We start from the raw sequence: 24,005 nt of genomic DNA on the forward strand, positions 1-24,005 counted from the left end.
TGAAATGTTCTACAATAGCAAAAGATATCATTCATACCTTGGCTATCTCAGTCCAATGGATTTTGAGAAATTGTCAGTTATGAAAAAAGCAGCTTAGGAATATGTCCGTTTTTACTGGACCACATCACAGCAGAGGGATAATAGAGAGGCACCAATAGGTGTTCAGGAAAGAGGAAGTACGTTCCCACCTCTCTGCAAATGCCATGTGTTGAACCACCCATGATTTTTACCGATTATCGGGCCACTCAATCGACACAATTGCTTACTTCCCAGCTCCACTAGAGACATGTGTTGCTGGTACAGGATTTTAAAAGTGTAGTCCTCTATATTTTCCGCCACCTCACTCGCCACTCACCAAAAAAATCATGTATGTAATGGCCAGACAGTCAAAACGAATCTGACCTGTAATTGTAATTGATTGATCAAATCTCTCCTCCCAATCACCATCATCATGCGATCAGTTTGAGACCTGATTGGCCAGCAGAGACAAGTGATGTGGATAGTACATAGCCTCACGTGTGAGAGGTCTTAATATTCTGAAATAGCATGATAAAAGCAGATTTTTTTAAGGGCAGTGGTAAAACACGCTAAATAGATAGGATGACTGGCTGCTTTAGAGTCCATTTAGGTGTTGACCCTAAACGGACTTGAGGTGTGCCTACCCGCCATTAAAGAATATGCTATATTTTTTGAATATATTTGTAATTTTTTATTCAAGCATCAATTTGTCTATTATCAAGAGAAAGGGATAAAACACGCAAACACCAAATATGAAAATATATTCTTGGAGTAAGAGGTGGCTTAGTTTGTTTGAACAGCATTTGCTGTTTTTAAAGTGGAAGCTCTGCTTTTTTAAGCTGCCTTTTCAACTGTTGGCATCATGATGCTGTAGGCCTCGTCAGGAGTTCTTTTTCCCAACCGGGAGTGAGGCCTGGATTGGTTGTACCATTCAAGATATTGGGTGATTGATCTCCTCGCCTCATTGACAGTATCATAAGCAAATAAATAGACTCGTTCGTATTTCACTGTTTTCCATAATCTTTCAACAAATATATTATCCCGCCAAGCACCGCGGCCGTCCATACTGATCCTACAACCACGATCTTTCACCGTCTGGATAAACTCTTCCGAGGTAAACTGACTCCCCTGATCCGTATTCACTATCTCAGGTGTACCATGATGGGTGAACGCTTCTTTAAGAACATCAACCGCATGGCACGCCTCAAGAGTGATAGCAATTTTAGCTGCCAGAACTTTCCTGCTGGCCCAATCAATAACAGCTGTCAAATAAACAAAACCCTTGGCCATGGGAATATAGGTAGTATCCAGCGCCCAAACCTGGTTGGATTGATCAATGTTCTTTTCTCTTAAGAGATATGGATAGATTTTATGGCCTGGATGTTTTTTGCTCGTTCCCGGCTTCCGGTATAATGCCTCAACTCCCATGCGTTTCATCAGCGTTCCAAGATGCTTACGACCTACCGAGAAACCACTGCGATTCAGCTGGTCGCGAAGCATTCTGGTGCCCATAAATGGGTGCTCCAGGTGCAGTTCATCAATTTTCCGCATCAGCTTCAAGTCTTTATCATTTACTGGTTTTCGCTGATAATAAACGCTTCCACGGCTTATACCTACGATCTGAGCTTGTCTTTTTATCGATAGAGAATGGGTGCGGTCTATCATCGCTTTGCGCTCAGCAATCCCACCTTGGTGAGCGCACCTTCTAAAAAATCATTTTCCAACGTCAGCTGCCCTATCTTGGCATGCAGGGTTTTTAGGTCAACTGTTGGTTCAGCTGAAGTGCCTTTGCTAAATACAGATGCAGCATGTTCGCTCAACTGCTTTTTCCAAGTGGTGATTTGATTCGGATGTACCTCAAACTGCTGAGCCAGCTCTGCCAGTGTTTTATCTCCAGCCATCGCGGCCATAGCGACTTTCGCCTTAAATGCTGCTGAGTGTTTCCTTCTCGTTCTTTTTGCCATTTTCTGCTCCTTCATTTAAGCCCTGTAATGGGTTCTATTGGTAGCAGATTTTCCACTTAACAGCTTGTTCAAATTTTCGAAGCCACTTCTGTAATGGGTTTTGTTCAGTCCCCTTATCTATCTTGTCTTGTTTCTGCATTATTGTTGTCCACATAAGCTTACTTCTGCTTTTTGAACAGCTCTTGAAAGCGTATATCCTTCATCAAGTAATCGTTTAATTTCTTTCACCAAAGCAACATCACTTTTGCAGTAACGCCTGTATGTTTTTTCACTACATACAACGGTATCAGGATTGATATATCCGGCTTCCTGCCAGTATCGCAGCTGCTTTTCACTGACACCATTTACTTTTGCAATTTCATCAATTCCAACTGCCTTGTTATTCAACGCAGAATCCTCCTTCAAGGTTGAGATTTAAAAAGGAGGGAAAATCCCGAAATGCTTCCCTCATCTATAGCAAGGTTAATAAATTCCGTATTGTCATTCAGTACTGGGATTCCCCCCCCCCTTTTTTTCCATTAGTGAGGTCAGTTGATTTAGAAAGCATGGTTCCTTGATGACAAACATGTAAACCTTTACCGCCTCCAATAAAACAACAATAATATACTGATTTTGTATACTTTTGTATCTAAGCTAATGCATTATAACAACATAAACACCTGTTTGTTTAGCTTCGTAGATGTTTGTCATTGTGTTGACATACAAAGCCTTTGTTTGTATGTTAAAGGTTAATAAACATACACTTATATTTGTTATTTTATTGATTATGGAGATGATGGGATGAGCGATCCTTTTGAATATGTATTTCCTTGCATAAAAGGTGTTCAGGCAAAAAGGGACTATTTTGTTTCTATGTGCCCTTTACGCCTCATCCCGAAAATCTTCCTATTTAATGAGGAAGAGCTTGTTCCTGAATTGAGAGCCCAACGTTTTCTTAACAAAGCTCGTCTTCCCGACATGACACGTTATATTACTGAAAATCCAGATGATTACGTCTTTTCAGCTATTACTGCATCTATTGATGGTGATGTACGGTTTGAATCTATCGGCTCAACTGATGATACTGGTCGTATCGGGCTTCTCCATGTGCCTATGTCTGCACAGTTCATTATTAATGACGGGCAGCACCGTAGGGCTGCAATTGAAATGGCAATCAGGGAAGGATCTGACATTGCAGATGAAAGTCTTGCTGTCGTTTTTTTTATCGACAAAGGTCTTAAAAAATGCCAACAGATGTTTGCCGACCTAAATCGCTATGCTATCCGCCCCTCGAAATCACTTGGAGTTTTATATGACCATCGAGATGAACTCGCTGAACTTGCAAGAGAGATAACCTTTCGAACAAGTACGTTTAAAGGAATGGTTGAAATGGAGCGAAGTAATCTCTCTCCAAGATCAAGCAGACTGTTCACACTCAGCGCAATTTACAATGCAACATCAGCTCTACTTTCAGGAATTGAGACCAGCAATTTTGATGAAAAACTAACTACAGCTGTGTCATTTTGGAATGAGATTGGAAAAAACATAAAGGAATGGCAACTAGTAAAAGACAGAAAAATAACATCTGGTGATGTTCGGCGTGACTTTATACACTCCCATGCAGTTGTTCTTCAAGCACTCGGCAATGTCGGGAATACATTATTCAGCACAAAACACAAGGATTGGAAATCGTTGGTGAAAAAAACAAACTCTCTTAATTGGTCAAGATCCAACTCTAAATTGTGGGAAGGCCGCGCCATGATTGGCGGCAGAGTATCAAAAGCACAACACAATGTCACGCTAACCACCAATTCAATAAAAAAACATCTTGGTCTGGATCTCACGCCTGAAGAGCAAAAGGTTGAAGATGCATTTGATCGGGGAGAGTATGCCAAATAATGCAGATAATTAATAAAGGAAGCAAATCAGTTTTTGAACGGTTAGGGTATAGGCAGACTATCGACCAGCTCGTTAGTACTATCTCTGAATTATATTTGTCTTTTGATGCTCCCTGGATCATAGGATATAGCGGCGGAAAAGATTCTACAGCTGTGTTGCAGCTTGTATGGATGGCATTGGAATCTATCCCATCAAAAAGCCGTAAAAACAAAGTTCATGTAATCAGCACTGACACACTCGTTGAGAATCCAGTTGTTGCATCTTGGGTGTCTAAACAGCTCAGGAGGATGGATGAGCAGGCCACTCTATTAGGGTTACCTCTTGAAACACACAGGCTGACACCGGAGCTTGAAGATTCATTTTGGGTTAATTTGATAGGGAAAGGTTACCCTGCACCAAGACCAAAATTCAGGTGGTGCACTTCCAGACTCAAGATTAATCCGTCAAACAAATTTATTACGGAAATAATCAAGAAGCATGGTGAAGCTATCCTTGCACTTGGCATGCGAAAAGCCGAGAGTTCGATGCGTGCTATGTCAATGGATAATATAGAAAAAAGGCTTGGACGTGTTCAGGAGTACCTTACCCCAAACGCAAGTCTACCAAACAGTTATGTCTTCACACCAATAGAGAACTGGGAAAACGATGATGTCTGGCAATTCCTACTTCACAGCAGTCAAACTCCCTGGGACACCGACAATAGCAACTTACTTGACTTCTATAAGGGGGCCACAAAAGACAGAGAGTGCCCTATGGCAATCACAACCGGCACCCCAAGTTGCGGTGACAGCAGGTTTGGCTGTTGGGTCTGTACCATGGTCAGTCAAGATCGCTCTATGCTGGCCATGATCCAAAACGATCAAGAAAAAGAATGGATGCAGCCGCTTCTTGAATATCGTGACTCATTCAACATAAAAGAAGATCGGGAGAGACGTGATTTTAGGCGCATTGATGGACGCGTACAACTTTTTAAAGATCGAGCCATCCATGGTCCATATTGGCAGGATGACCGAGAAGATCTGCTAAGGCGCTTACTCCAAGTTCAGGAGCATGTGAAAAGTAACAAACCTGAAGACGTACCAGATTTTGACATAATTACCATTAAAGAGCTAAAGGCTATCCGTGAGGTTTGGCGAGAAGATAAAGATGAGGTCGAAGACAGCCTACCGCGTATCTATAAGGAAGTAACCGGAAATGATTTTCCACTTGATGCTGCTGACAGGAACCCCGCTTTTGGGTGGCATGAGATGAAAATCCTCAAAACTATATGCGGTGACGACAAGATGCATTACCAGCTCGTCCGCGGGCTCATAAGCCAATCACAAAGATATAGAACAATGGCAAGAAGGTCAGGACTTTTCGACGCGTTAGAACAGGTCATCTCCAAGCACTTTTATGAAGACGAGGAAGATGCTGAAAATCGCGTAAGAAATTACCAAGAACAAAAGCGCAATATTAAAGATCGTTTAGATCTTATCCATTGTGCGCCTTATGTACGAAGGTTAGAAAACGATACCAACAAGAATGAATAAATATGATATTTGATGAAATAACATTGCATAATTATGGAGTTTACCGTGGAAGACAAGAGATAAAACTGCAACCACAGTGCGATGAAAAACCGATTATTTTGATCGGTGGACTTAATGGCGTCGGGAAAACGACTCTTTTAGATGCGTTTCAACATGCATTGTTCGGTAAGCTTGCAAGCTTATCAAGCAAAGGAAACACTGCATATGACAAGTACCTCAGTAAATGCATCAATAAATCAGCGAACCCACAAGATGGCGCCTCACTTTCAATCAGTTTCAGTCATGCTTTAAACGGTTCTGAGCACCATTACAAGGTAACACGCTCATGGCGGAAGAACCGGAAAAATATAACTGAGACAGTTGATGTCCTCAAAGATGGAAAAAGTGACCCTGTTTTAACGGATTCATGGAATGAATATGTAGAGCAATTCATGCCTATAAGAATATCTAGTCTGTTCTTTTTCGATGGAGAGAAAATAAAAGATTTTGCAGACTTTAGGAAGTCTTCAGAACTCATATCTACAGGAATCAACCAGTTACTAGGACTTGATCTCGTCGACCGACTACTTACAGACTTAGTTGTTCTTGAAAAGCGAAAAACTTTAACCTTAAGCGATCATAGAGAAGCAATAATAATTAAAACCTTAGAAAAACGGATCCTTGAGCTCAATGGGAAAAAAGACAAGTTCAGGGAGAGAAAAAAAGAAGCCGAAAAAGAAGTATCTGAGATAGAAGCTAAAATCCGAGAAATAGAAGAGCAGTTCAGGGTTGAAGGAGGCGATTTATACCGTGAACGAAAAATGCTTGAATTCAAAAAAGCTGAATTAAACAAACGTACTGAGAACACCCTAGAACGACTTGCTGATATAGCTGGCGGAACACTTCCTGTTTTTCTTGTCAGGTCACAACTGAAAAAAATCCTTGAGCAGGTTGATAAAGAAGAACTCTCAAAAAATAGCGATCAATTAAATGGTACTCTGAAGAAACGGGACCAACAAATTTTAAAAGAACTTAGCAAGAGAAAAATTTCAAAGAAAGCGCTACTTGTAGTTGAGCAGCTTTTTGCAGAAGATATCCAAAATCGTCATGCACACAAAAATATCTTACAATATCTATTTCTTAGACAGGAAACCATTGATTCAATAAAAAACCTTTTGCAAGAATCATTCGAAGCAGAGGTAAAAGAAGCATTACAAGCTCTTGAGAATTGGACTTCGTTGCAACTTGAATCAGAGAATATTGAGCGAAAGCTTGCGCAAGTTCCAGATGCCGAGTCAATTTCGAGGATTGTAAAGCAAAAAGAAAAATTAGAGGGTATTTATCGAAAAGCCCAAGTTAATCATGATATCATCAACAAAGAGTATGAGAAAATCTGTAAAGATATTAACATAGCATCTTCGGATCTTGAAAAAGAATACCAGAAGAAGCTTGATACTGACCACAGTCATGAAACTGCCTCAAGGATTGTCACACATTCAAAAAAATCGAGAAAGACACTTGAAATATTTAGAAAAAAAGTCATCAAGTATCACCTTGAGAGAATACAAGAATATGTATTACGCTCATTCCGAGCACTTCTGCGAAAAGACACACTTGTAGAACACATTAGGTTTGATCCCGAAAACTATCATGTGGAAATCTTTGAGGCTGGTGGAAAAAGCATTGATATTGATCGGCTGTCTGCCGGTGAAAAACAACTGCTCTCGGTATCTCTTCTCTGGGGACTAGCTCAAGCATCTGGACGTAGGTTGCCTGCTATTATTGATACCCCTCTTGGAAGGCTAGATACTACACACAGGACACACTTGGTAGAAAGATATTTCCCACAAGCAAGTCATCAAGTGCTCCTCTTATCGACCGATGAGGAGATAAACGAAAAATATTATCAGATGATACGCCCTTGGGTTTCTCATTCATATCATCTTGACTTCGACGAGGGGAAACAAACTACGACCGTTAAACCTGGATATTTTTGGTAAAAACATGGCATTTGAAAATATTAAACTATCACAGAAAGAACGTGATGGTCTGATGAAACTAAAACGAACAACCGGTATCAAAAACTGGAACACCTTATGCCGGTGGGCTTTTTGCGTATCTTTAGCAGAGCCTTCAAAACCAAGAAAAGTTAAAATCACCTCCGACAGTTCTGTGGAGATGAAATGGAAAGTTTTTGGGGGCAAGCACCATGATATCTACCTTGCCTTGCTAACCGATCGTTGTAAAAAGGATGGTGAAAGTTTGGATGATGAAAATCTATACCAACAATTCAGGTTTCATTTGAACAGAGGTATCAACATGCTAACTTTGGATAAAGAGCTCAAAGGGGCTGATGGTTTATTAAAAATGGCCCTAGGTGTGATATGAGTCTTTCTATTTTTTTGGCTGAGGAAAGCACAAGATAGAAGTATTTCAGTTAATAGGCATGAAATATCAATACACGCTTAATATTCAAACGCACGCTAATTCAATAGATGAGCTATTACTGGCGCTTATCGAGATTAGAAAGCAAATCTCTGCAGGACATACAATAACAAGCAACAAGAGTTCTAATGGCAGATATGATGTGGTCCAGTAAAAACAGACATTTTCTTAAGCTGCTTTTTTCATAACTGCCATCTTCTCGAAATCCATTGGGCTGAGATAGCCCAGATATGAATGGCGACGCTTACTATTGTAAAACATTTCAATATAATCGATTATATCCCCTCGGGCCACTTCACCTATTCTCGTATGAGAAAAATAGTATAGACCCAACCTTAGCTAAAAAAATAGAGGATTGGATGCAACCAGCCGTAGATTGTTGCCCAAAACTATAAACACTTTCAGATAAAAATCATATAATCAGACATTTAATCTCTCTCCTTGACTCTAACATTACTATTCTTTCAGGTTATGAAAAGCTCCAACCATGGCTATCGAGATATCTCGAAAAAAAACCGCAATTAAACGTCATCGTTATTCAAGGCTCATTGTGCAATTGATGATGGATTAATTAAAAAAGAGAAAAATTTTTTTGATTATGGTTGCGGTTATGGCGAGGACGTAAAAATTCTCAGAAAAGCAGGGTTTCAATCATCAGGTTGGGACCCTGCATTCAAAGCCTCTTGCACTAGCTGAGACACATATAGATATTCAGAGTAATTAGGTCTATCTATTTCATAGACACCATCACTGAGACCTTTAACCCAATCAAATAATATTCTTACGTGCCCAGTAAGTTGCTTTCTAAATGGCTTTGGTAAATCTTCGCAAATATTCTGTAACCATGCCTTTGATTCACCAAAATACTTACCAGCACCTACAAATATCCTAAATTCAGACACAAATGGGTGCTTAAAAAAAGCTTCTTTGAGTAGTCGGCGCTGAAGATACAGCGGTTTACTGAGATCTGTCCCAAAAATCTGAGCATCGTGGTTAAACTTTTCCTTTAGCTCGGCCACTGGGATGGCTCCATGGTTCTGTATTTGATTAATACATGAAATAAACAGCTCTGGTGTATCAATTACTGGTAAAGATGTGATAGTCAAACCACTCGACCCTTTCTCATACTCACACTTTTCAAAACCGTTTAGCAATCTTGATTGTTTTGCAATGTGAAACTTATATTTATCAAAGATATCTTGGGTGATTAGTTTAGATGATTGAAGAAGCTTATCCACCCATTTTCTGGTTTTTTGGGGAACGGGCTTCACGACAACAGCAAATTCTTTGTTAGCAGGACTAATTATCCCAAGCCCTTTTTTCGTAATATTAGCTGAAGAAAAAAGGACTATATTATCATCTGAAACAACACATTTTGCATGAAGCTCATTATTAATATAGAGCTGCCCTCTATTCTTAGAAATAAAATCGAATACATCAATATCTGACACACCTGCCAGCACATCATCCTCTCTCCATGAGGTTATGACAGTAACTGATGGCCCGCTTATGTCATCAAGTAAGTACCGTAATGCCTTAAGCTTAATAAATGGCGCAACAATGATGACCTTGCGACATGAACAATCGACAAGAGATTTGAATAACTTGTATAGCTCGTCATAATGGGTTGATACTTCCACGTCAATGTGCTGCATATCATTGCCAGTAATCGGTGAAATAGTCATATACATCATCCATAAATGTTGAATGACTGCTAATATTATCTATGACGTCAACAAGTAGCATCTTTTGAGTTCCACCAATTGACGGCCCGCGTAGTCCACGACCTACCATTTGACTATAAAGGACAGGGCTCTTGGTAGGGCGAGCAATAAACACGCAATCAATATTGGGCGCATCAAAACCTGCCTGCAGTACCTCATAGTTAAAGAGAAACCTAATCTCTCCTCTCTTAAATTTCGCAATAATCGCATTCCTCATCTCACCAGGTGTCGCTCCATCAAGATGAGCACAAGGATATCCTTTATAGATTAGCATTGTACAGAGCAGTCGTGACTGTCTGACACTACCTGCAAACACCAAGACTTGTCTCTCAGTTTCACCAAGTGCCCAAAGTTTCTGAACAATTATGGTATTACGTTCATAATTCTCTGCAACTCTCCTCAAAAATGACTTAGGATACTCTAGATCATCTTCAAGCTGCTCCCACTCTTCGCTGGTTAGATTGAATGAAATGTTAGGGTTAATAACTTCCCTCTCAACACGGGACAAAATTCCGCGCCCTTGCAAATATTCAATCACACCTTCTTCACCACTATTAATTCCCACAATTTGATCATTAAAAAACTCGACTAGATCACTAATTTCGTTATCCTTTTTACTGCCACGGCCTGGTGTTGCAGACAAACCAACAATACGGCCACTATTTGATTTCGCCCAATGAACGACATCTTTATATGTTGGGGCAAGGACCATGTGCGCTTCATCAACAATTACCAGATCAAAATTGGGTGATTCAGCTCCCGACTTTTTGATGTTATGGAATTTCTTAAAACCAGCTATGGTGATTGAAGGCGACTCTGGATTCAATTCTGGGTTATGACCTCCCCAGCAGCGATATAGGGGCACATCCTGCATGCCAATATGCTCCCAGACCTCAATAAAGCTGTCAGCAGCCTGTGTACACAGCTCTTCAACATGGGCAAGCCAAAGCACTCTCGCATTTTGTGATTGGTACTGACCTGAAAGAAAGTAGGAAACAACTTCCATTGCTGTTCTCGTTTTACCAGCACCTGTTGGTAGTTGGATCATTACCCTTGCTGATGGAGCATCTAAAAGGTTTGCCACCTTGAAAAACACACCAGACTGGTAATCTTTTAATGTTTTGAATTTACGCCCCAAAAGTCGAACCAACTCATTACTTTCTTGAGCCAATTGCTCCTCGGGCATATACTCTTTGGGGTAACCGAAAAAATCCAAGAAAATTTCAGTTTCAGAGTTTCTACCCCATTCTACCTTCGTATTTACTCGCTCAAGAACCTCCTTAAAAGTTCCTGTGTTATCTAAAGATAAAGTTGATGCGAGATTTCGCAGTTCACCATCCGGTACATGTTCAAGCAGCTGTTTTCTGAGCCTGCTATTGCTAAACACCTTAGATCCTTGATATGCATCATATATTTTCGATAAAAAGGCTTTATCTGTACGTGGATCAAAGCGCAAATCAGGGTCAAGCTTGTATAAAACTGAGGAGAACATAGCAAGGTCCTCTTCAGAAACAATAGACTGCAATTCACGAAGTGGCAGATTCCTTGCTATCATATACCATTTTCCTTTATGTAAGCTTTTACATACTGACGCAGGTATTGTCCCCAGTTGTTTCTCAAGAACTCTAGTGTATCCCCAATCCTCTGCTCTTCATCTAGATCTCCAAAATAATTTTCTGCTTGAGCATAGGCCATCATTAACAAATCTATTGCGACTTTGAGGTCTTTAGCTCTTTTTACGATTGACCCTGAATCTGTGTCAGGAGAACTTTCAGAGAGCTCTTTTATTGCATCATATATGAAAATAAAAATATCGTGAGAACGGTTGTATTCTATCACTGTCCGTCCACCAGCCGGATGGATGTCGACAAACGTACTTCCCTTCCAACTCGAGTCATCTTTATCAATTATTGTGCAGGGCTGCTTCTCGATTTTTGCTAGCCACTCATCAAGCGCTGATTCATCAACTATCTTCTTTAAGACATCCTTTATTTCTTTCTTCTCCTCTTTTGGCGTTTTTTTCTCTTTTTTTTGTGATGATGGAGTCTTCGCGTTTTTTACAGCCTCCTCAGCATCCTTGTGTTCGTTTGATGTGCTTGGGCTACCTGCTTGTTCTTCTGTTTTGGTTTGGTCCCAACGATTTTTAACACGCTTTCTACATTCTGAAATTGTTGGTCCCATTCTTTCCTGTATTTTCTCTCGCAGCTGAGGAAAAAATCTTGCTCCTCGCTTAATATTTTTTACAGAAAAGTAGTTATCAAGAACAGGATCAAAACAAATTTCTGCACTCCACCACCTATCTAGGCCATCTGCATGGGTCCTTGGTTTAAATCTGGGCATGACATCGTAGAAAACTTCCCTGCCAGCACGTAAGACTGAAAAACCTTCATTCTCAGTTAAGTTTTCTTTTGCCCAAGGATCTCTACCGGACTCACCACCTCCTTTCATTCGCCACTCTTTAGGTGTTAGTGTCATGGTGATCGTAATTTCAGATGTTTCCCCCTTTCCCCCAGCATCTTCTGGTACATCCATTTCTATTGTTATCGGCTCAAATATTTCAGCAACTTTCTTTTCCGGGAAATCAGCATGAGCTACAGCAAACAGAGGGTCAAATGGAACAATATCCTTACCATTAAGCTTGATCGTAACTGGGGTATTGTTCGCTACAATTTTTCCTTTTTCAACTTTATGGGTACCAATAAATTTTCTGTATGTTCTAGCTACCCATCTATATATTTCTTCTGAAGTTCCGTTCAGCCTATCACACTTTGACCAGGCAACAATAGTTCCACTTCCACTATTTACTACTCCATCATATTCAGCGGGTAAGTCAACTTCCTGTGGTTCAGGGATGTCACTATTGTTTTTATCAAGATCCACATAAGTATAGCACCAGGGACTATCACCATTTGCTCTCGAATAAACCTCAATTTTTTTGCATTGATTGATCACTGCCAGCGTCATCCCTACGCCAAATCTTCCTATTCCTGATCGATCATTATATCTTGAGGAAAAGCCTAGTTGCATACAGTGATGCAGGGTTTCAGTATCCATCCCCTCTCCATCATCACAGAAAGCAATTTCTAGTATTTCCTTTTTGCCTTTTTTCCTTCGGCCACGAGCTGGCAACTCTCTTTCCTTTGTAACAATGCTGACATTTCTTGCTTTGGCTTGGATTGAATTATCCAGAACCTCTCCGACCGCCGATACAGTATCAAAGTCAGAGTTACGTAATGATTCAATAGCCTGACCTGTTTCAACCAAACTAACTTTTCTTTCTGCCATTACAGTCTCCTAAATATCATCTTTGAAGCAATTTTGGAGTCTCAACCTAGCTCTGGTCTATTTTGACCTCTTTGAGAAGGTAAAGTCCTGGTGGCCTTCAACCTTCCCAGGCGAAAATTTTCTCTTGAGATCTCGCAATTCACGTTCAAGAGCACCAACAATCTCATTCACAAGCTCATCAGAGTATTCGTAATTGCTTTTGTTAGATAAGTTGCCGATAAGTCGCATGGTTTTTATTGCCTTATTGACCCTCTTCTCGGCTAATTCAATAAACTTGTCGCGTTTAGCACTTGTCATTACAACATCTCCATGTCGATATTTTGCAAAATATGTTGAGTACAATTTGCACCATTATATGAAATATGTCAACTACATTTTTCACATATAGTATACATTTTGCAAAATATTTGTATTTGGCATGTTCTCTAGACCACAATAGATGAAGGAGAACATTGAAATCATTCAACATTCTCCCGATCAACGATTGCTTATTCTTTCTTGAGCAATCTTCTCTTCTCAGATTCAGATTTAATCAATCTCATTTTCTTCAATTCATCAAATGCACAACCTGCTATCATAGTACCAACAATCATGGCATTACGGAGATCAAGATCACTCTCATCTTCGGTCAACAGTATTATTTCATCTTCAGGTTTATATTCACCTTCAACTCCAGCTTCCTCCTCAAATCCAGTGTCTTGATTGCAAAATGCTTCATCCATATCATCCCAATCGCACCAAAAATCATCACACATTATTACCCCTCATCTTTATCATTGAAGTTTTCAACCATCCCTGCGCATCAGAAATTCTGTTCACCTGCTTTGCTGGTCGAAGTTGCCAATTCTCTTCAAGCTCGCAGTCAATCTCTATACCCTGCAGATTTAAATCCCCTAGTTCAGACAAAGCAAAGTAACCCCATTCGGCATTTTCAAATTCACCATCAAGAATGACAAATCCAAAGCAAGTGTCTAAACCATCAAACTCAGCCACGAACCAGTCACAGTTTCCAATGAAGAAGTGCAGGTAGATGAGTTTTTCCTGTAAGGGTACATTCTCAGTTTTATAGAGCCCCGGTATTTGCTCAAGCCGTTCTTTGGTAGGTTTATTCCACATAATGTCCTCCTAAAAATAGAAAAGCCCCTGTAGCTGAAGAACTACAGAGGCTTATTGTGTTGATGTGTTGAGCTAATTATCTGCTTAATAAAGATCGATTTTGGTAGAAATCTCCCAGAGGTGAAGTCTTGGCGGAATCAAGAGAGTCGATATAGCGATCAATTACTTGATTTAAGAGCATGTTTTTCTTTGGCAGGGCAATCAGATTGCTTCCCTTTAAAATGTCCGTCACGGTCTCGTGAAAGCCCCACAGTGAATCGTCATAGACATTGGCATACAAATCATTGAACCGACAGAATTTACTTGGAGGTATCACCCTGTTGGTCATAATCTCGACCAATAGAATTTTCATATCTACTGTGGGCAAGGAAAAATTGCGCAGTCCTTCGTGCCACTTTTGGAACTTCTGCAAACGAGGAATCATCTGTCGCATGGCTCTAAATGCCATAAACGCAAGCTCATCTATGTCCAGAGAGCTGGTATGCCTTCTGACAGCCAGAAACTCACCGGAGAAACAAAGATTTTGACAGACAAAGACCCTGGTTCCACTCGTCAGAGATAATGAGAAGGATTTGTCCATTGAGTTACGGAGACCAATAGACCAGCATAATTCGGAACTGCCGTGGTTAAGGTCAAAGACACCGAACATTTTTTCCTGATTTTTCCCTGCCAATACAAATTCCTGCTTGATGATATTCATACCAACTGCGGTGACGGCTTCTTTGACGACCGTTATAAAGTCTCGATGATGAACTGGATGAAAGGTCTTGGTGAATGGTACAGCTGGTACATTGAACACCTCTGCCTCAGATACGTAGTTGCTTCCGAGCAATGTTGAATTCGACATAATTTTCTCCTTGTGGTGTTAGAATGAAACGAAAAAACCGTTGCAACCCGCAAAGGGCTACAACGGCTTGAATGATTTTATAAATGGTGGATTTATTACCAGTCTTTACAGGCGTCCTTGAACTGGCAGTCGCTACAAAGCCAGCCAGATGATGGACAAAAGACTCGGTTTTCTATACCCTTGAGGACTTGAGAAGCAAGCTTTGCAAAGCGTCGCCTATCCAGCACACTTCTCGCAGTAGTATAGTATTCTATAGTAGGTGTCTTCAGCTTACGGAGTACATCAAGTCTGCAATTGACATTGGCCTTTGCGAAGGTATACCCGTTGGCGGCCAACAGATATGAGTAGGCAGTGAGTTGAAGGTCTTCATCTACAGCAGACTGTGACTTCTTCTGCTTGCTGGTTTTGTTATCTATCACCAGAATATTACCACTACTATCCCTCAGCAATAGGTCGATGACGCCGAACAGTTTTATATCAAGAGGCTCCTTGTCTTCGGAGAAAAGCGGCGCTGATAATGGAAGTTCGATATCAACAATCTCATAACCTGTTAAATCAACGTTCTCGTAAAATGTCTGGACAAGCTGTTTCCCCATCTTGATAAGACTGGACAGGTCAGGCGCTTCTTTCTTGAAAATGACAGGAATTTTAATATTTTCTACCTGCAAGGCCACCCCCTCTTCAAAAAGAGTGAGGAGTCGTTCAAGTCGAGGTACAGCTCCGGTTTCTTTTACTTCACGATAGTAAGTCTCCAGAACAGTATGTGTTGCCTTGCCGAATGGAAGTGCTGAACTGATGCGTTCAGCTGGTCGCTGCTCTACATATTGAAACTGATATTTCAGAGAACAGTTTAGGTAGATGAAAATCTGGCTATAGCTGATGTACAATTCTTCCTGGATTTGCTGTAATGCTTGTGATGTCATATCTTCCTCCATGGTTAGAGTACAAAAAAAGGGAGACGACTTGAATAGCCGACTCCCTTTCGCTTCCTTTTGACTGGTAATACTAATTGCTGAGCATCAATTTTATCATTGTTGACGCATCGTTCTTGCTGAGATAGGCTACTGCACTACCGAACTCACCAATGGCCTTCTGGTCTATGTCCTTCTTTGTTAGACCGTGGTTCGTTCCAAGAGTGAGGAGGTAATTGTACTGCTTGTTGCTCAATCTGCTTGTTCCATTACCACCGTTACCGTTGTCACCATTGCCTCCGTTTCCTTTGGTGCTGTTATCATAACTACTATTATTACTATCTCGGTCTTCACTGGCATATCCTGGAGGCGTTGGACTCTGGTGTTGGGATTGTAATCTTTTGTGTGGTTGTGCTGATTGTCCTGAGTATAGGTGAAGGCCTACACCAAACATGGTGGCACATTTCTTCAGGGAATCTGTAGTCGCAGCTTTTAAGTCATCTGCAAGAGAGATGATTTCACCTGAGTTTTTAGCTTTGGTAATAGCGCTCGAACCAAACTGGGATTTGCTGATATTGCTTGCGATAAGCTCACCCAATACAATGACCTCTGCTTCAAGTACATCATGGCTTCTTACCTGGAAGCTCCACTGGCCGTCAAAGGCATCGTTCAGGCGTTTGATGACAGCATGACCTTCAATGTAGTCCAGGGTTTGACCAAAACTACCTGCTCTCTGCTTAATTTGCTCGGTGGTAAATGGTTGTTCCAATAAATCTCTTTTCATAATGGTTCTCCTGTAATTGTGAATGGGGGGGGAGTGGTCTTAAAATGACCTATCGTCTTCACTGAGAAGTACCACTATGCTTTTGATGGATGTTTGGAGCTTGACTGCAACGGTTGGCAGGGCGCTTGCTCTATCTTCGAAGGGTGCGCTATAATAAATGAAAATATGAAACATGTTGTTTGATACTCCCAGGGTGGTAATTACACTCTCATTAAAATGGGCAAAGTTGTCGACCATGAGCAACTAGGCTTGTGAAAAACACCAATCTTTCAAAATTCAAATAATTGTACTGAAATCGTTACTTCGAATGTTTTTTAGACAACGCCAAGCACCTGAAGTGATTGATGAAAAAAATATATTTTATTAGACATTTTGTCTCAAGTGTGTATATGCTGAACGATGGTGTCTTTGCTCCGTTAGAGTTTGATGCTTTTGTTGTCCTGTAAATCGTTAATAGTGAAGCTTTTCCATTTCGGGAGAAAATTAATGAGCAAATGTATTCGTTGTGGGAAAGATGGGGGGTGGACAGCCTATAATTATGCTGGGTATATCCTTGATAAAGATAGAAAGCATTTCTCTTTCCCCTCACGAATAGATTCAACAATTCTACCAGGACAAAAAGGTAAAGATTTTTTGTGCAGTGATTGCGCTGGTAAAATCCCAATAATGTGCAAAGTACATGGAAATTTTAACTATGGTGATTTTAGTTACGGGAAGCAGCCAAAGTGCAAAGGGTGTGATTTACAATTAGAAATTATTAAAAAAAATGAGGTACCATCAGGGTTTAAGTGGATACTGCCAGTATCGGAGATATCCCAAAAATGTACGTCATCAAAGAAAGGCTGGGTTGCTTTATCGGATGACCAACAGATTCATGTCGTGTCTGAAGATAACGAACTTTATGTGTCTGGTGATAAAAAAGAATTTTGCACAAGTATAGGTTTGTTGAAGGATGAAAATCCTGCATTTATTCTAAGTAATGAAAAAGAAGATGGTCTTAAATGTACTTTTGATTTTAGTGATGATTCATTGCTTAGATTAGCAATGAATGGTTCGCAAGAGATGTGGTTTGAGTTTTGGCGCAATTCATTAGCTGAGAAGCTTGGCACAAGAAGACAAGCATCAGGGAATGTACATATAATAAGGCTATCATGGGCGACTTTATCTGATAGAATATCAGTCAAAAAACAATCGGTATATAAAAGCCTATTCTGCGCTATTGAAGAGGGTAAATTAAAAACATTTCCTGTCATCCCAATTCCATCCATAGACGAAGTGGTTTGTTGGCGAAATACATTTGGAGAACTCATAGAATTCAAATCTGCATTAAATGATATACCTCAGATATTTTCTTTCGATGAAATTATTAAACTCAAAGAGACAAAATTCTCATCACAGTTGCTTAAAAATCTGCCTAAATCAAAAGAGGACACCAATCCTGCCAGCTACAATATTAATAATATGGTCGTGTCAGAAATAACTTGTTTTCCTGAGCAAGACATGCAGATAGCAATCCTTGAGACACAGCAAAATTCTTTAATTGTCAATCTGTTGCCAAACAAGAAGGTTCTGAATGTAAAAACTGGGTATAGCTGTAACAGTAATCTCATAGCTTATACCGATTGCAAAAAAGTAATCACAGCAAAACTTACAGAAGAAAACTGTAAAATTATTTGCAGTCATATAGAAACACCTTCTGTGATGTCATCAATTGCAATGGATGGTGCTGGACAATTATTTTTTACTTCATTGATGGATAAGGATTCACCTGAAAGAGTTCATGTTTTTAGTTGTACTAATATAGGGTGCAACATTAATGGACAGGAGTTGAAGCACTCAGACCAAGTTCGATTGGAAAAAAAACAATTTAATGGTATGTCACAGCTAAGTGAGCTTCGAATATACTGGGAAAGGCAGAGTGAGTCACACTCTGTAAGGTGTGTTGCTCCTACCAAATTAACTGATGCTATCTTGGAGAGATGGGAAACGGAACGTTCATCAGTAGAAGCATCCCAGAAAACCTTACCCCAACTTTATAAAGAGTATAATCAATGTAAAAAAGACAACTTACTCTACGTGTTGTTTGTAGATATTTTTTTACTTAATCGGGAATTGAATTCAGGGTTAACTCTAAACGAGATTGCAAATGAATTGTCAGGAATGAGTGGCACTGAGTTATATGAGAATCATAAAGATTTACTCAAAACAGCAACCAATAAAATTTTGTTGGTCAGTGAAATCATCTCAAACTTAAAGCAGAAGTACGAATATCTAAGCCTTTACTATCCCTATTATGTTCTACAAAATGAGTCTGACTGGGTGTCTTCGGCATTTGGAAGTGAAGTCGCAAGTCATATTTTAGAAGATGAGAGAACAAAAGTAACGCAATCCTATAGGGAGAGGGTGCGATATGTACAGGGAGAGCTGCGTAGAATATTAGGTGAGGTTGAGAGGTGTATTGCACCGACAAAAAGCTATTTCAATAGAGATGTGATTAAAAGTACAACTTCTTCTAAGATTGCCAGACACATCCCAGCTGCAGGACAAGCAGCGATGATTGGTATTGATTTTGCCGTTACAGGAGGGATGAGTTCGGTATTAGTGGGTATGTTTGGAATTGGTGCATTGGGTAAAACTCTAGGTTTTTTTCAGGAAAATAAAGAATCAGCTCAATCAATTAAATCAGCTTTTGAAGAACTTACACCATGGTGGAGTCTTTTCATGAACTCTCTTTCTGTAATTGTTTATGAAACTGAACAATTTATTGAAAAAGATAATGTTCGCTGCATGCAACGAGACAAACTTCTACTGGACAGAGTCCCTGAAGCACAAAAAAACAATTATTTGAAAAATATGACCCAGTTGTTGCAGAAGAAAATTGTCAGAGAAAAACACTCTAGTCAATTAGAAGTAATACAAAATTCGGGAGTCACTATTGATTTGATTTTAAATGATATTACTAAAATTCGGGAGATAGATATGCCTACTCATGTTAATGGATTTATTGATAGTCTCAATTTTACCCAAAGACGAATTTAAGTGAGGTTAGAAAATGGAATTTGCTGACGAAAATTTTTCAGTTGAGCCAGACTCTGTTGATTCTGTAAATGATTCCTCTCAAGAGATTCAAGAGGACATTGCTTTACAAAGCACTTGTTTAGAAGATTTTGAAAAACAGACAAATCATCAAGAGGAGTCTATTGATACTGTAGCTATTAGCCCTGTTAATGTTATTGAGACTCTTGGCGAAAGTGACTTCAGTTTAGAGAATACTGGAACAGTAGATATTTTGATGACTTCAGGTTACGAAGACAGAATCTTTGGTGATGTCCACGTAAATGATTCTCCCCAAACCGATGTCTCTCATAGTGACTTACCTGATTACAGAAATGATGCTAATCAATGGCATCTTCAAGAGAATACAGACACGTGTGCTGTGGTCACTCAAGAATTTATCCTTGACGCTGTAACTGGGCATGATTTCTCTGAACAAGAGCTTGTTACGCATGCAATTGAAAAAGGGTACTATACGCCGGGAGTTGGAACTTCTTGCGAAGATGTTGGAAAAATTCTGGAAGATTACGGCATTGAGGTTAAAAGAACCACGGGAAATGAGCTTTCTGATTTAGAAGATGTAATCAGAAGCGGTCAAAAAGTGATGGTGGGTGTTGATTGTAACGAAATAAACAACAATTCGGCGAGTGAGCAGTTAAAAGATATTCTTTACATGCCTGAAGCGAACCATCTTTTTCAGCCCATTGGTATTGATTATGGAAGCCAGGAGGTAATTGTTAATGACCCTGGCACTTTTGATGGACAAGCAAAAAGGGTTGCCATATCTAACTTTCTTGCAGGCTGGGCTGATTCAAATTTCTTTATGGCACAAACAACAAATATACCCGCTTGATTGCTACAATTAAGGAAATAAAAGAGTGAAAAATATCCTGTTACCAAAATCTAACATATTACAGTTGATCCCCGCTGAGTCTTCTTCAGCACTACCTATACCAAGTCTCTCAAATGGCACTTTATTGTTGAATTTTTTATTTTTTACCGCGACGAAAGCACCAGATGGTAATGGTTTTATGGTATATCATCCAAACTCGCAGTTAAGTATCACTTTCCCGAAAAAACAAATAGCTCTTTATAGAGATTTAACTACTTTGAGATTAGTAAAGAACGCTCAATGGGAAAAGCCAATTGGAAAATTTCCTCACAAAGCCATAGATTCTCTTTCGTTGAAAGATTACCAAAATAGGAAAAATAATTTATTAGCTCAATATGAAACAATTCTTCCTTCGTTTTCAAATAGTGACATGGAGGATAGTGAGGTCAAACAAAACTTCAGGACTGAATTTTATGAACTTTGCGAACCTTGTATGCTTCCACTGATGAAGTTGATTTGGAAGCCATTTTTTGAATGGCTGGGTGAATGAAATGAGTCAAATTTGCGCTTACATGCCTTAAAACCTATGTTTTGGGCCAGAAGATTAAAGGGTGTAATTGTTTTTTACAAAGCCTCCGGATAATTAAAATGTCTATGGATACAAAAGGAATAAAGTTAGTTGAACATGATAAATTAGAAAGTCAGATATTCTTGCCCAAGCCGACATTGTTTATGGTCACAAAGGAACAAACAATTGAAGGGGATTTAGAGGCATATACTATTCCTGTCCAGCAATATTATAATCATAAAAACGTATGTTATGATTGGTGGGGAGGGGTCTTTTCATTAGCAGAAAAATACAAAATAAAAATAGAAGTTCGATTAGTTACAAATAATCTTTGCAGCGGCTTTATATTTCATGAGCCGGAGAGTTCATTTGTCCCTACTTATAGAACAAACCCAAATGATGAATTTTATAGACTGAGAAAAGAGGCTTTAGCAAAAAAGAAAGACATTCTGGAGATACAACAAAATCTTAGGGTGTTACGTCATGTTATAGCGGGAGTCACCCCTCTTACACCTGAATTTGAAAGTCATTTACTTCGTTTTGTTGGAGATGAGTATAGTGCGATGGAATTTCAATGTTTCTGTGAAAATCCTGCAGTATCCTTTCCTGTAAATGATTATCTGGTCAAGTATGGTCTTCTGAAGGGCTTGCATCCATGGGACCTCGCTGATGCAGGACTACTTTCAAACGACTCTGCAGATAGCTACAGCAGAGAGTTATCGAGAATTGACTTTGAGGAAATGGTAGATAAGGAAAATTCATGATTTGATGTTCAAGTACATACCAATAAAACATTTTAACTTGGAAGAACATAACTTTTTAATTAAACTGAAATTTCAGGTAATTGAGTCGTTGTTTTCGTATATTATAGTACTATTATTCTAACGGGATAATCACCAGCAAATCATCTTTTACCTTAACCCAAAATTGAACTCTACGTATTCATTACAATGTAAATTGCTGTAATTACGTGCTTGCGAATCAGAATACAGATTCTTGACTTCCGGCGTTACAAAACTTGTCAGACTGTAATTACAAGTTCGGGTAGCCAGTTACACCCACTTTCAATGAATGAACCAATCATTAATTTTTACCTATGAAATCGCAAGAAGAGTGGAAAGACTTAAAAGATGAGCTTCATCGTAAAATTGGTCGCAATATTCTAATGTTTCAGCACATGGAGCAAATGCTGAAATTCTTGGTGGCAAATGGCCGATTTGCTGGAAACATTAAAAGTCTTAAAGAAAAAACAGAGAAGAAGCGAGCTGACACCTATAAAAAAACCATGGGGCAGTTGGTGGGAAATTTTCTTGAAACTACCTACTCAGAATATGAAGATAGTGATGATAGAGCAGAATCTGACCTACCGTACATCTCTTTTGACTTTAAAATACAGGCTGATGAAGCCTGTTATGAAAAAAGAAGGCAAGTATTAGCGTCAATAGTTTCTGAACGTAATGAGCTGGTTCATCATCTACTTCCTCGATATAATTTTCAATCTAATGAAAGCTGTATTGAATTAGGAAATTATCTGGATGAACAGCATGATAGACTAAAGCCTGAAATTAGTGATATGCAGAATGTGGTTGATACTTTTATTAAAAGCCGTAATGAAGCCGTTGCATATATTCAATCTGAAACCTTTGAAAAGGAATTTAGGTTAGCAGATATTAGGCAGAACCCTGTAGTTATTTGGCTTGCTCAAATCACAAAAGAAGCTTCGAGAGAAGATGGTTGGACTTTGTTGAGCATTGCTGGAAAAATCATAAAAACACAAAAAACAAGCGAATTCGCTAATTGCCTCAAACAATGTGGGGTTAAAACATTGAAGGGAATTATATTGGCAGCAGAGATATTTGACCTAAAGGAAGAGCCCACAAACAACGGTGGTATAAGGTTGCTTTATAGGCTCTCCTCTGGATGGGAGTTGTCCAATAACAAAAAGGCTGTATGTGATTGAGGAGACGAGAGGAGAATTAAGGCCACCTCTGAAAACCTTTGGTGTAAATTTGGTGTAAAATTTATTAATATAGGGTGGATTTATTGAACCTATTGAACATATTGCAAATCTTCAAAACTGCCTGTAACACACTGAATCAAGAGGAAAAGCCTGTTGTACTTCAATTCGATGGATAAATAGGGAGTCTAATTCGACTCCCGCCGCCTCCACCATTTATTTTCAATAAAAACAGTAAGATGTATTAAAGACGAGCGAGAATAGATGTTGATCACATGTTGATCAATATCTATTCTATGCAATCTTCACCATTTTCTTATTCCGTGTTCTTTTGTGAAGAGCTTTGATAGTTGAAACAACTTTGACTGACTCCTCTCGGCGGGGTTGAAAATACCTTTCAAAAGCTTTATTCGTTGCTGACCCTCGTCTTGGCAGGTCAATGCTGGAAATAATGGAAATCTTATCTATAGCTAGCCAGAAAGGTATTGAAATATACTCTGTAAAAGGAGGATGGGAACTCAGCGACTCTATTCAATCAAAAGTAATGGCCATGGCATTTTCAATTGCAGCTGAAATTGAACGTGATCTCATTAGCAAGCGTACAAAAGAGGCATTGAGGGTGCGCAGGGAAAGAGGAATGAGGTTGGGGCGTCCAAAAGGTCCTGGTAAATCTAAACTAGACGAATATCGTGAAGAGATAGTTGCTTTGCTGAATAATGGAGCAACAAAAACATATGTAGCTAAAAAATATGGATCAACATTACCAAATCTTTATAATTGGTTGAGGAAAAACGAGCTACAGTTTCTTGTTTGATAAAGACTTGAGAAGACTGATATTTGGAACTCAATGAAGACATTCGGGAGTAGACACTTACACAAAATATCACCCAGAGAGATATACAGTTAACTGTAAGCGGTTTACTCCTGAAATGTTTTTTTGTGTAAAAATACACAATCAATCAAGCTAGTGCCTCCCAAAGATTATCATGGACTCCGCGTAACAAACTCTGTTTTTTCTATTGTTGTTAGGTTGTTACATGTTTCATTTTCTCATGTTTAAAAGTAAAAAGTCAAGGTCAACTCCGATGGTAGCCCCGCCAGTTGTTAGTGC

The 24,005-nt window shown here is 39.4% G+C and carries 21 protein-coding genes and 2 pseudogenes; 11 read left to right on the top strand and 12 right to left on the bottom strand.

All coding sequences use genetic code 11. The annotated features are described in order from the left end of the window. Positions 1 to 97 (top strand): IS3 family transposase (locus JWG88_RS22270; protein WP_443112640.1); only part of this gene is annotated, 97 nt, incomplete at its 5' end. Positions 98 to 852: 755 nt separating this feature from the next. On the opposite strand, the gene JWG88_RS21015 is transcribed toward JWG88_RS22270, so the two are convergent. Then, positions 853 to 1,982, bottom strand: a protein-coding gene (locus JWG88_RS21015) for an IS3 family transposase (protein ID WP_371927129.1) whose coding sequence is annotated in 2 segments (ribosomal slippage) — positions 853 to 1,733 and positions 1,733 to 1,982 — 1,131 coding nt in all. Because the reading frame shifts where the segments join, the coding sequence is not laid out codon by codon here. A gap of 138 nt (positions 1,983 to 2,120) precedes the next feature. Next, positions 2,121 to 2,369 (bottom strand): MerR family transcriptional regulator, encoded by a 249-nt coding sequence (locus tag JWG88_RS21020; RefSeq protein WP_205235777.1) that lies wholly within the window; start codon positions 2,367 to 2,369, stop codon positions 2,121 to 2,123. 393 nt (positions 2,370 to 2,762) lie between these two features. Here JWG88_RS21020 and dndB point away from each other — a divergent pair, with 393 nt between their 5' ends. From dndB to dndE, 4 genes are read left to right on the top strand one after another with little or no spacing between them, the layout of a single operon-like run. Beyond that, positions 2,763 to 3,860, top strand: coding sequence for a DNA sulfur modification protein DndB (gene dndB / locus JWG88_RS21025; protein ID WP_205235778.1), 1,098 nt, complete (start codon positions 2,763 to 2,765; stop codon positions 3,858 to 3,860). After that, positions 3,860 to 5,392, top strand: coding sequence for a DNA phosphorothioation system sulfurtransferase DndC (gene dndC / locus JWG88_RS21030; RefSeq protein ID WP_205235779.1), 1,533 nt, complete (start codon positions 3,860 to 3,862; stop codon positions 5,390 to 5,392). The genes dndB and dndC overlap by 1 nt, the downstream gene beginning before the upstream one ends. Positions 5,393 to 5,394: 2 nt before the next feature. Continuing rightward, positions 5,395 to 7,371 (top strand): DNA sulfur modification protein DndD, encoded by a 1,977-nt coding sequence (gene dndD / locus JWG88_RS21035; protein ID WP_205235781.1) that lies wholly within the window; start codon positions 5,395 to 5,397, stop codon positions 7,369 to 7,371. 4 nt (positions 7,372 to 7,375) lie between these two features. After that, positions 7,376 to 7,759, top strand: coding sequence for a DNA sulfur modification protein DndE (gene dndE / locus JWG88_RS21040; protein ID WP_205235782.1), 384 nt, complete (start codon positions 7,376 to 7,378; stop codon positions 7,757 to 7,759). Between the two features lie 225 nt (positions 7,760 to 7,984). Here dndE and JWG88_RS21045 read toward each other — a convergent pair. The 10 genes and pseudogenes from JWG88_RS21045 to JWG88_RS21090 form a co-directional block, all read right to left on the bottom strand. Beyond that, positions 7,985 to 8,107, bottom strand: a pseudogene (locus tag JWG88_RS21045) (IS3 family transposase); the annotation flags it as partial. A 356-nt stretch (positions 8,108 to 8,463) separates the two neighbouring features. After that, positions 8,464 to 9,501, bottom strand: a complete 1,038-nt coding sequence (locus JWG88_RS21050; protein ID WP_205235783.1) for a phospholipase D family protein — start codon at positions 9,499 to 9,501, stop codon at positions 8,464 to 8,466. Further along, positions 9,473 to 11,095 carry a DEAD/DEAH box helicase gene (locus JWG88_RS21055; RefSeq protein ID WP_205235784.1) on the bottom strand — a complete coding sequence of 541 codons (1,623 nt, stop codon included), beginning with the start codon at positions 11,093 to 11,095 and terminating at the stop codon, positions 9,473 to 9,475. The genes JWG88_RS21050 and JWG88_RS21055 overlap by 29 nt, the downstream gene beginning before the upstream one ends. Next, a complete protein-coding gene (locus JWG88_RS21060) occupies positions 11,092 to 12,825 on the bottom strand; it encodes an ATP-binding protein (protein ID WP_205235786.1) in 1,734 nt (577 codons plus the stop codon). Before JWG88_RS21060 ends, JWG88_RS21055 begins: the two co-directional genes overlap by 4 nt. A 57-nt stretch (positions 12,826 to 12,882) precedes the next feature. Further along, positions 12,883 to 13,122: a hypothetical protein gene (locus JWG88_RS21065; RefSeq protein ID WP_205235787.1), complete on the bottom strand. Its 240-nt coding sequence runs from the start codon at positions 13,120 to 13,122 to the stop codon at positions 12,883 to 12,885. 191 nt (positions 13,123 to 13,313) lie between these two features. After that, entirely contained in the window at positions 13,314 to 13,580 is a 267-nt protein-coding gene (locus JWG88_RS21070; protein WP_205235788.1) for a hypothetical protein, read from the bottom strand. Beyond that, the gene (locus JWG88_RS21075) at positions 13,573 to 13,941 is read right to left on the bottom strand and encodes a DUF2958 domain-containing protein (RefSeq protein WP_205235790.1); all 369 of its coding nucleotides are present in this window, start codon (positions 13,939 to 13,941) and stop codon (positions 13,573 to 13,575) included. Before JWG88_RS21075 ends, JWG88_RS21070 begins: the two co-directional genes overlap by 8 nt. 76 nt (positions 13,942 to 14,017) lie before the next feature. Then, complete coding sequence (locus JWG88_RS21080; RefSeq protein WP_205235792.1) at positions 14,018 to 14,788, bottom strand: hypothetical protein; 771 nt, start codon at positions 14,786 to 14,788, stop codon at positions 14,018 to 14,020. A 95-nt stretch (positions 14,789 to 14,883) separates the two neighbouring features. Next, complete coding sequence (locus tag JWG88_RS21085; RefSeq protein ID WP_205235794.1) at positions 14,884 to 15,711, bottom strand: RecB family exonuclease; 828 nt, start codon at positions 15,709 to 15,711, stop codon at positions 14,884 to 14,886. 82 nt (positions 15,712 to 15,793) lie between these two features. Further along, positions 15,794 to 16,483 carry a Rad52/Rad22 family DNA repair protein gene (locus JWG88_RS21090; RefSeq protein ID WP_205235796.1) on the bottom strand — a complete coding sequence of 230 codons (690 nt, stop codon included), beginning with the start codon at positions 16,481 to 16,483 and terminating at the stop codon, positions 15,794 to 15,796. A gap of 486 nt (positions 16,484 to 16,969) precedes the next feature. Here JWG88_RS21090 and JWG88_RS21095 point away from each other — a divergent pair, with 486 nt between their 5' ends. From JWG88_RS21095 to JWG88_RS21120, 6 genes and pseudogenes are all read left to right on the top strand, one after another. Continuing rightward, on the top strand, positions 16,970 to 19,522 hold the full coding sequence (locus JWG88_RS21095; RefSeq protein ID WP_205235797.1) for a hypothetical protein: 2,553 nt from the start codon (positions 16,970 to 16,972) through the stop codon (positions 19,520 to 19,522). Between the two features lie 13 nt (positions 19,523 to 19,535). Then, the gene (locus JWG88_RS21100) at positions 19,536 to 20,390 is read left to right on the top strand and encodes a C39 family peptidase (protein WP_205235799.1); all 855 of its coding nucleotides are present in this window, start codon (positions 19,536 to 19,538) and stop codon (positions 20,388 to 20,390) included. A 25-nt stretch (positions 20,391 to 20,415) separates the two neighbouring features. After that, the gene (locus JWG88_RS21105; RefSeq protein WP_205235800.1) at positions 20,416 to 20,919 is read left to right on the top strand and encodes a hypothetical protein; all 504 of its coding nucleotides are present in this window, start codon (positions 20,416 to 20,418) and stop codon (positions 20,917 to 20,919) included. Between the two features lie 98 nt (positions 20,920 to 21,017). Beyond that, a complete protein-coding gene (locus tag JWG88_RS21110) occupies positions 21,018 to 21,701 on the top strand; it encodes a hypothetical protein (RefSeq protein WP_205235802.1) in 684 nt (227 codons plus the stop codon). A gap of 332 nt (positions 21,702 to 22,033) precedes the next feature. Then, positions 22,034 to 22,897: a hypothetical protein gene (locus JWG88_RS21115; RefSeq protein WP_205235804.1), complete on the top strand. Its 864-nt coding sequence runs from the start codon at positions 22,034 to 22,036 to the stop codon at positions 22,895 to 22,897. 433 nt (positions 22,898 to 23,330) lie between these two features. Beyond that, positions 23,331 to 23,708: pseudogene (locus tag JWG88_RS21120) on the top strand (recombinase family protein); the annotation flags it as partial. Positions 23,709 to 24,005: the final 297 nt, after the last annotated feature.

The sequence above is a fragment of the Desulfopila inferna genome (assembly GCF_016919005.1).
Taxonomy (GTDB): Bacteria; Desulfobacterota; Desulfobulbia; order Desulfobulbales; family Desulfocapsaceae; genus Desulfopila_A; species Desulfopila_A inferna.

Coding starts and splice junctions, on each gene's coding strand:
- JWG88_RS21095 (WP_205235797.1), top strand. CDS start 16,970: ATGAGCAAATGTATTCGTTGTGGGAAAGATGGGGGGTGGACAGCCTAT.
- JWG88_RS21085 (WP_205235794.1), bottom strand. CDS start 15,711: ATGACATCACAAGCATTACAGCAAATCCAGGAAGAATTGTACATCAGC.
- JWG88_RS21060 (WP_205235786.1), bottom strand. CDS start 12,825: ATGGCAGAAAGAAAAGTTAGTTTGGTTGAAACAGGTCAGGCTATTGAA.
- JWG88_RS21065 (WP_205235787.1), bottom strand. CDS start 13,122: ATGACAAGTGCTAAACGCGACAAGTTTATTGAATTAGCCGAGAAGAGG.
- JWG88_RS21115 (WP_205235804.1), top strand. CDS start 22,034: ATGAAATCGCAAGAAGAGTGGAAAGACTTAAAAGATGAGCTTCATCGT.
- JWG88_RS21075 (WP_205235790.1), bottom strand. CDS start 13,941: ATGTGGAATAAACCTACCAAAGAACGGCTTGAGCAAATACCGGGGCTC.
- dndB (WP_205235778.1), top strand. CDS start 2,763: ATGAGCGATCCTTTTGAATATGTATTTCCTTGCATAAAAGGTGTTCAG.
- JWG88_RS21090 (WP_205235796.1), bottom strand. CDS start 16,483: ATGAAAAGAGATTTATTGGAACAACCATTTACCACCGAGCAAATTAAG.
- JWG88_RS21050 (WP_205235783.1), bottom strand. CDS start 9,501: ATGACTATTTCACCGATTACTGGCAATGATATGCAGCACATTGACGTG.
- dndD (WP_205235781.1), top strand. CDS start 5,395: ATGATATTTGATGAAATAACATTGCATAATTATGGAGTTTACCGTGGA.
- JWG88_RS21055 (WP_205235784.1), bottom strand. CDS start 11,095: ATGATAGCAAGGAATCTGCCACTTCGTGAATTGCAGTCTATTGTTTCT.
- JWG88_RS21100 (WP_205235799.1), top strand. CDS start 19,536: ATGGAATTTGCTGACGAAAATTTTTCAGTTGAGCCAGACTCTGTTGAT.
- dndC (WP_205235779.1), top strand. CDS start 3,860: ATGCAGATAATTAATAAAGGAAGCAAATCAGTTTTTGAACGGTTAGGG.
- JWG88_RS21080 (WP_205235792.1), bottom strand. CDS start 14,788: ATGTCGAATTCAACATTGCTCGGAAGCAACTACGTATCTGAGGCAGAG.
- JWG88_RS21110 (WP_205235802.1), top strand. CDS start 21,018: ATGTCTATGGATACAAAAGGAATAAAGTTAGTTGAACATGATAAATTA.
- JWG88_RS21070 (WP_205235788.1), bottom strand. CDS start 13,580: ATGTGTGATGATTTTTGGTGCGATTGGGATGATATGGATGAAGCATTT.
- dndE (WP_205235782.1), top strand. CDS start 7,376: ATGGCATTTGAAAATATTAAACTATCACAGAAAGAACGTGATGGTCTG.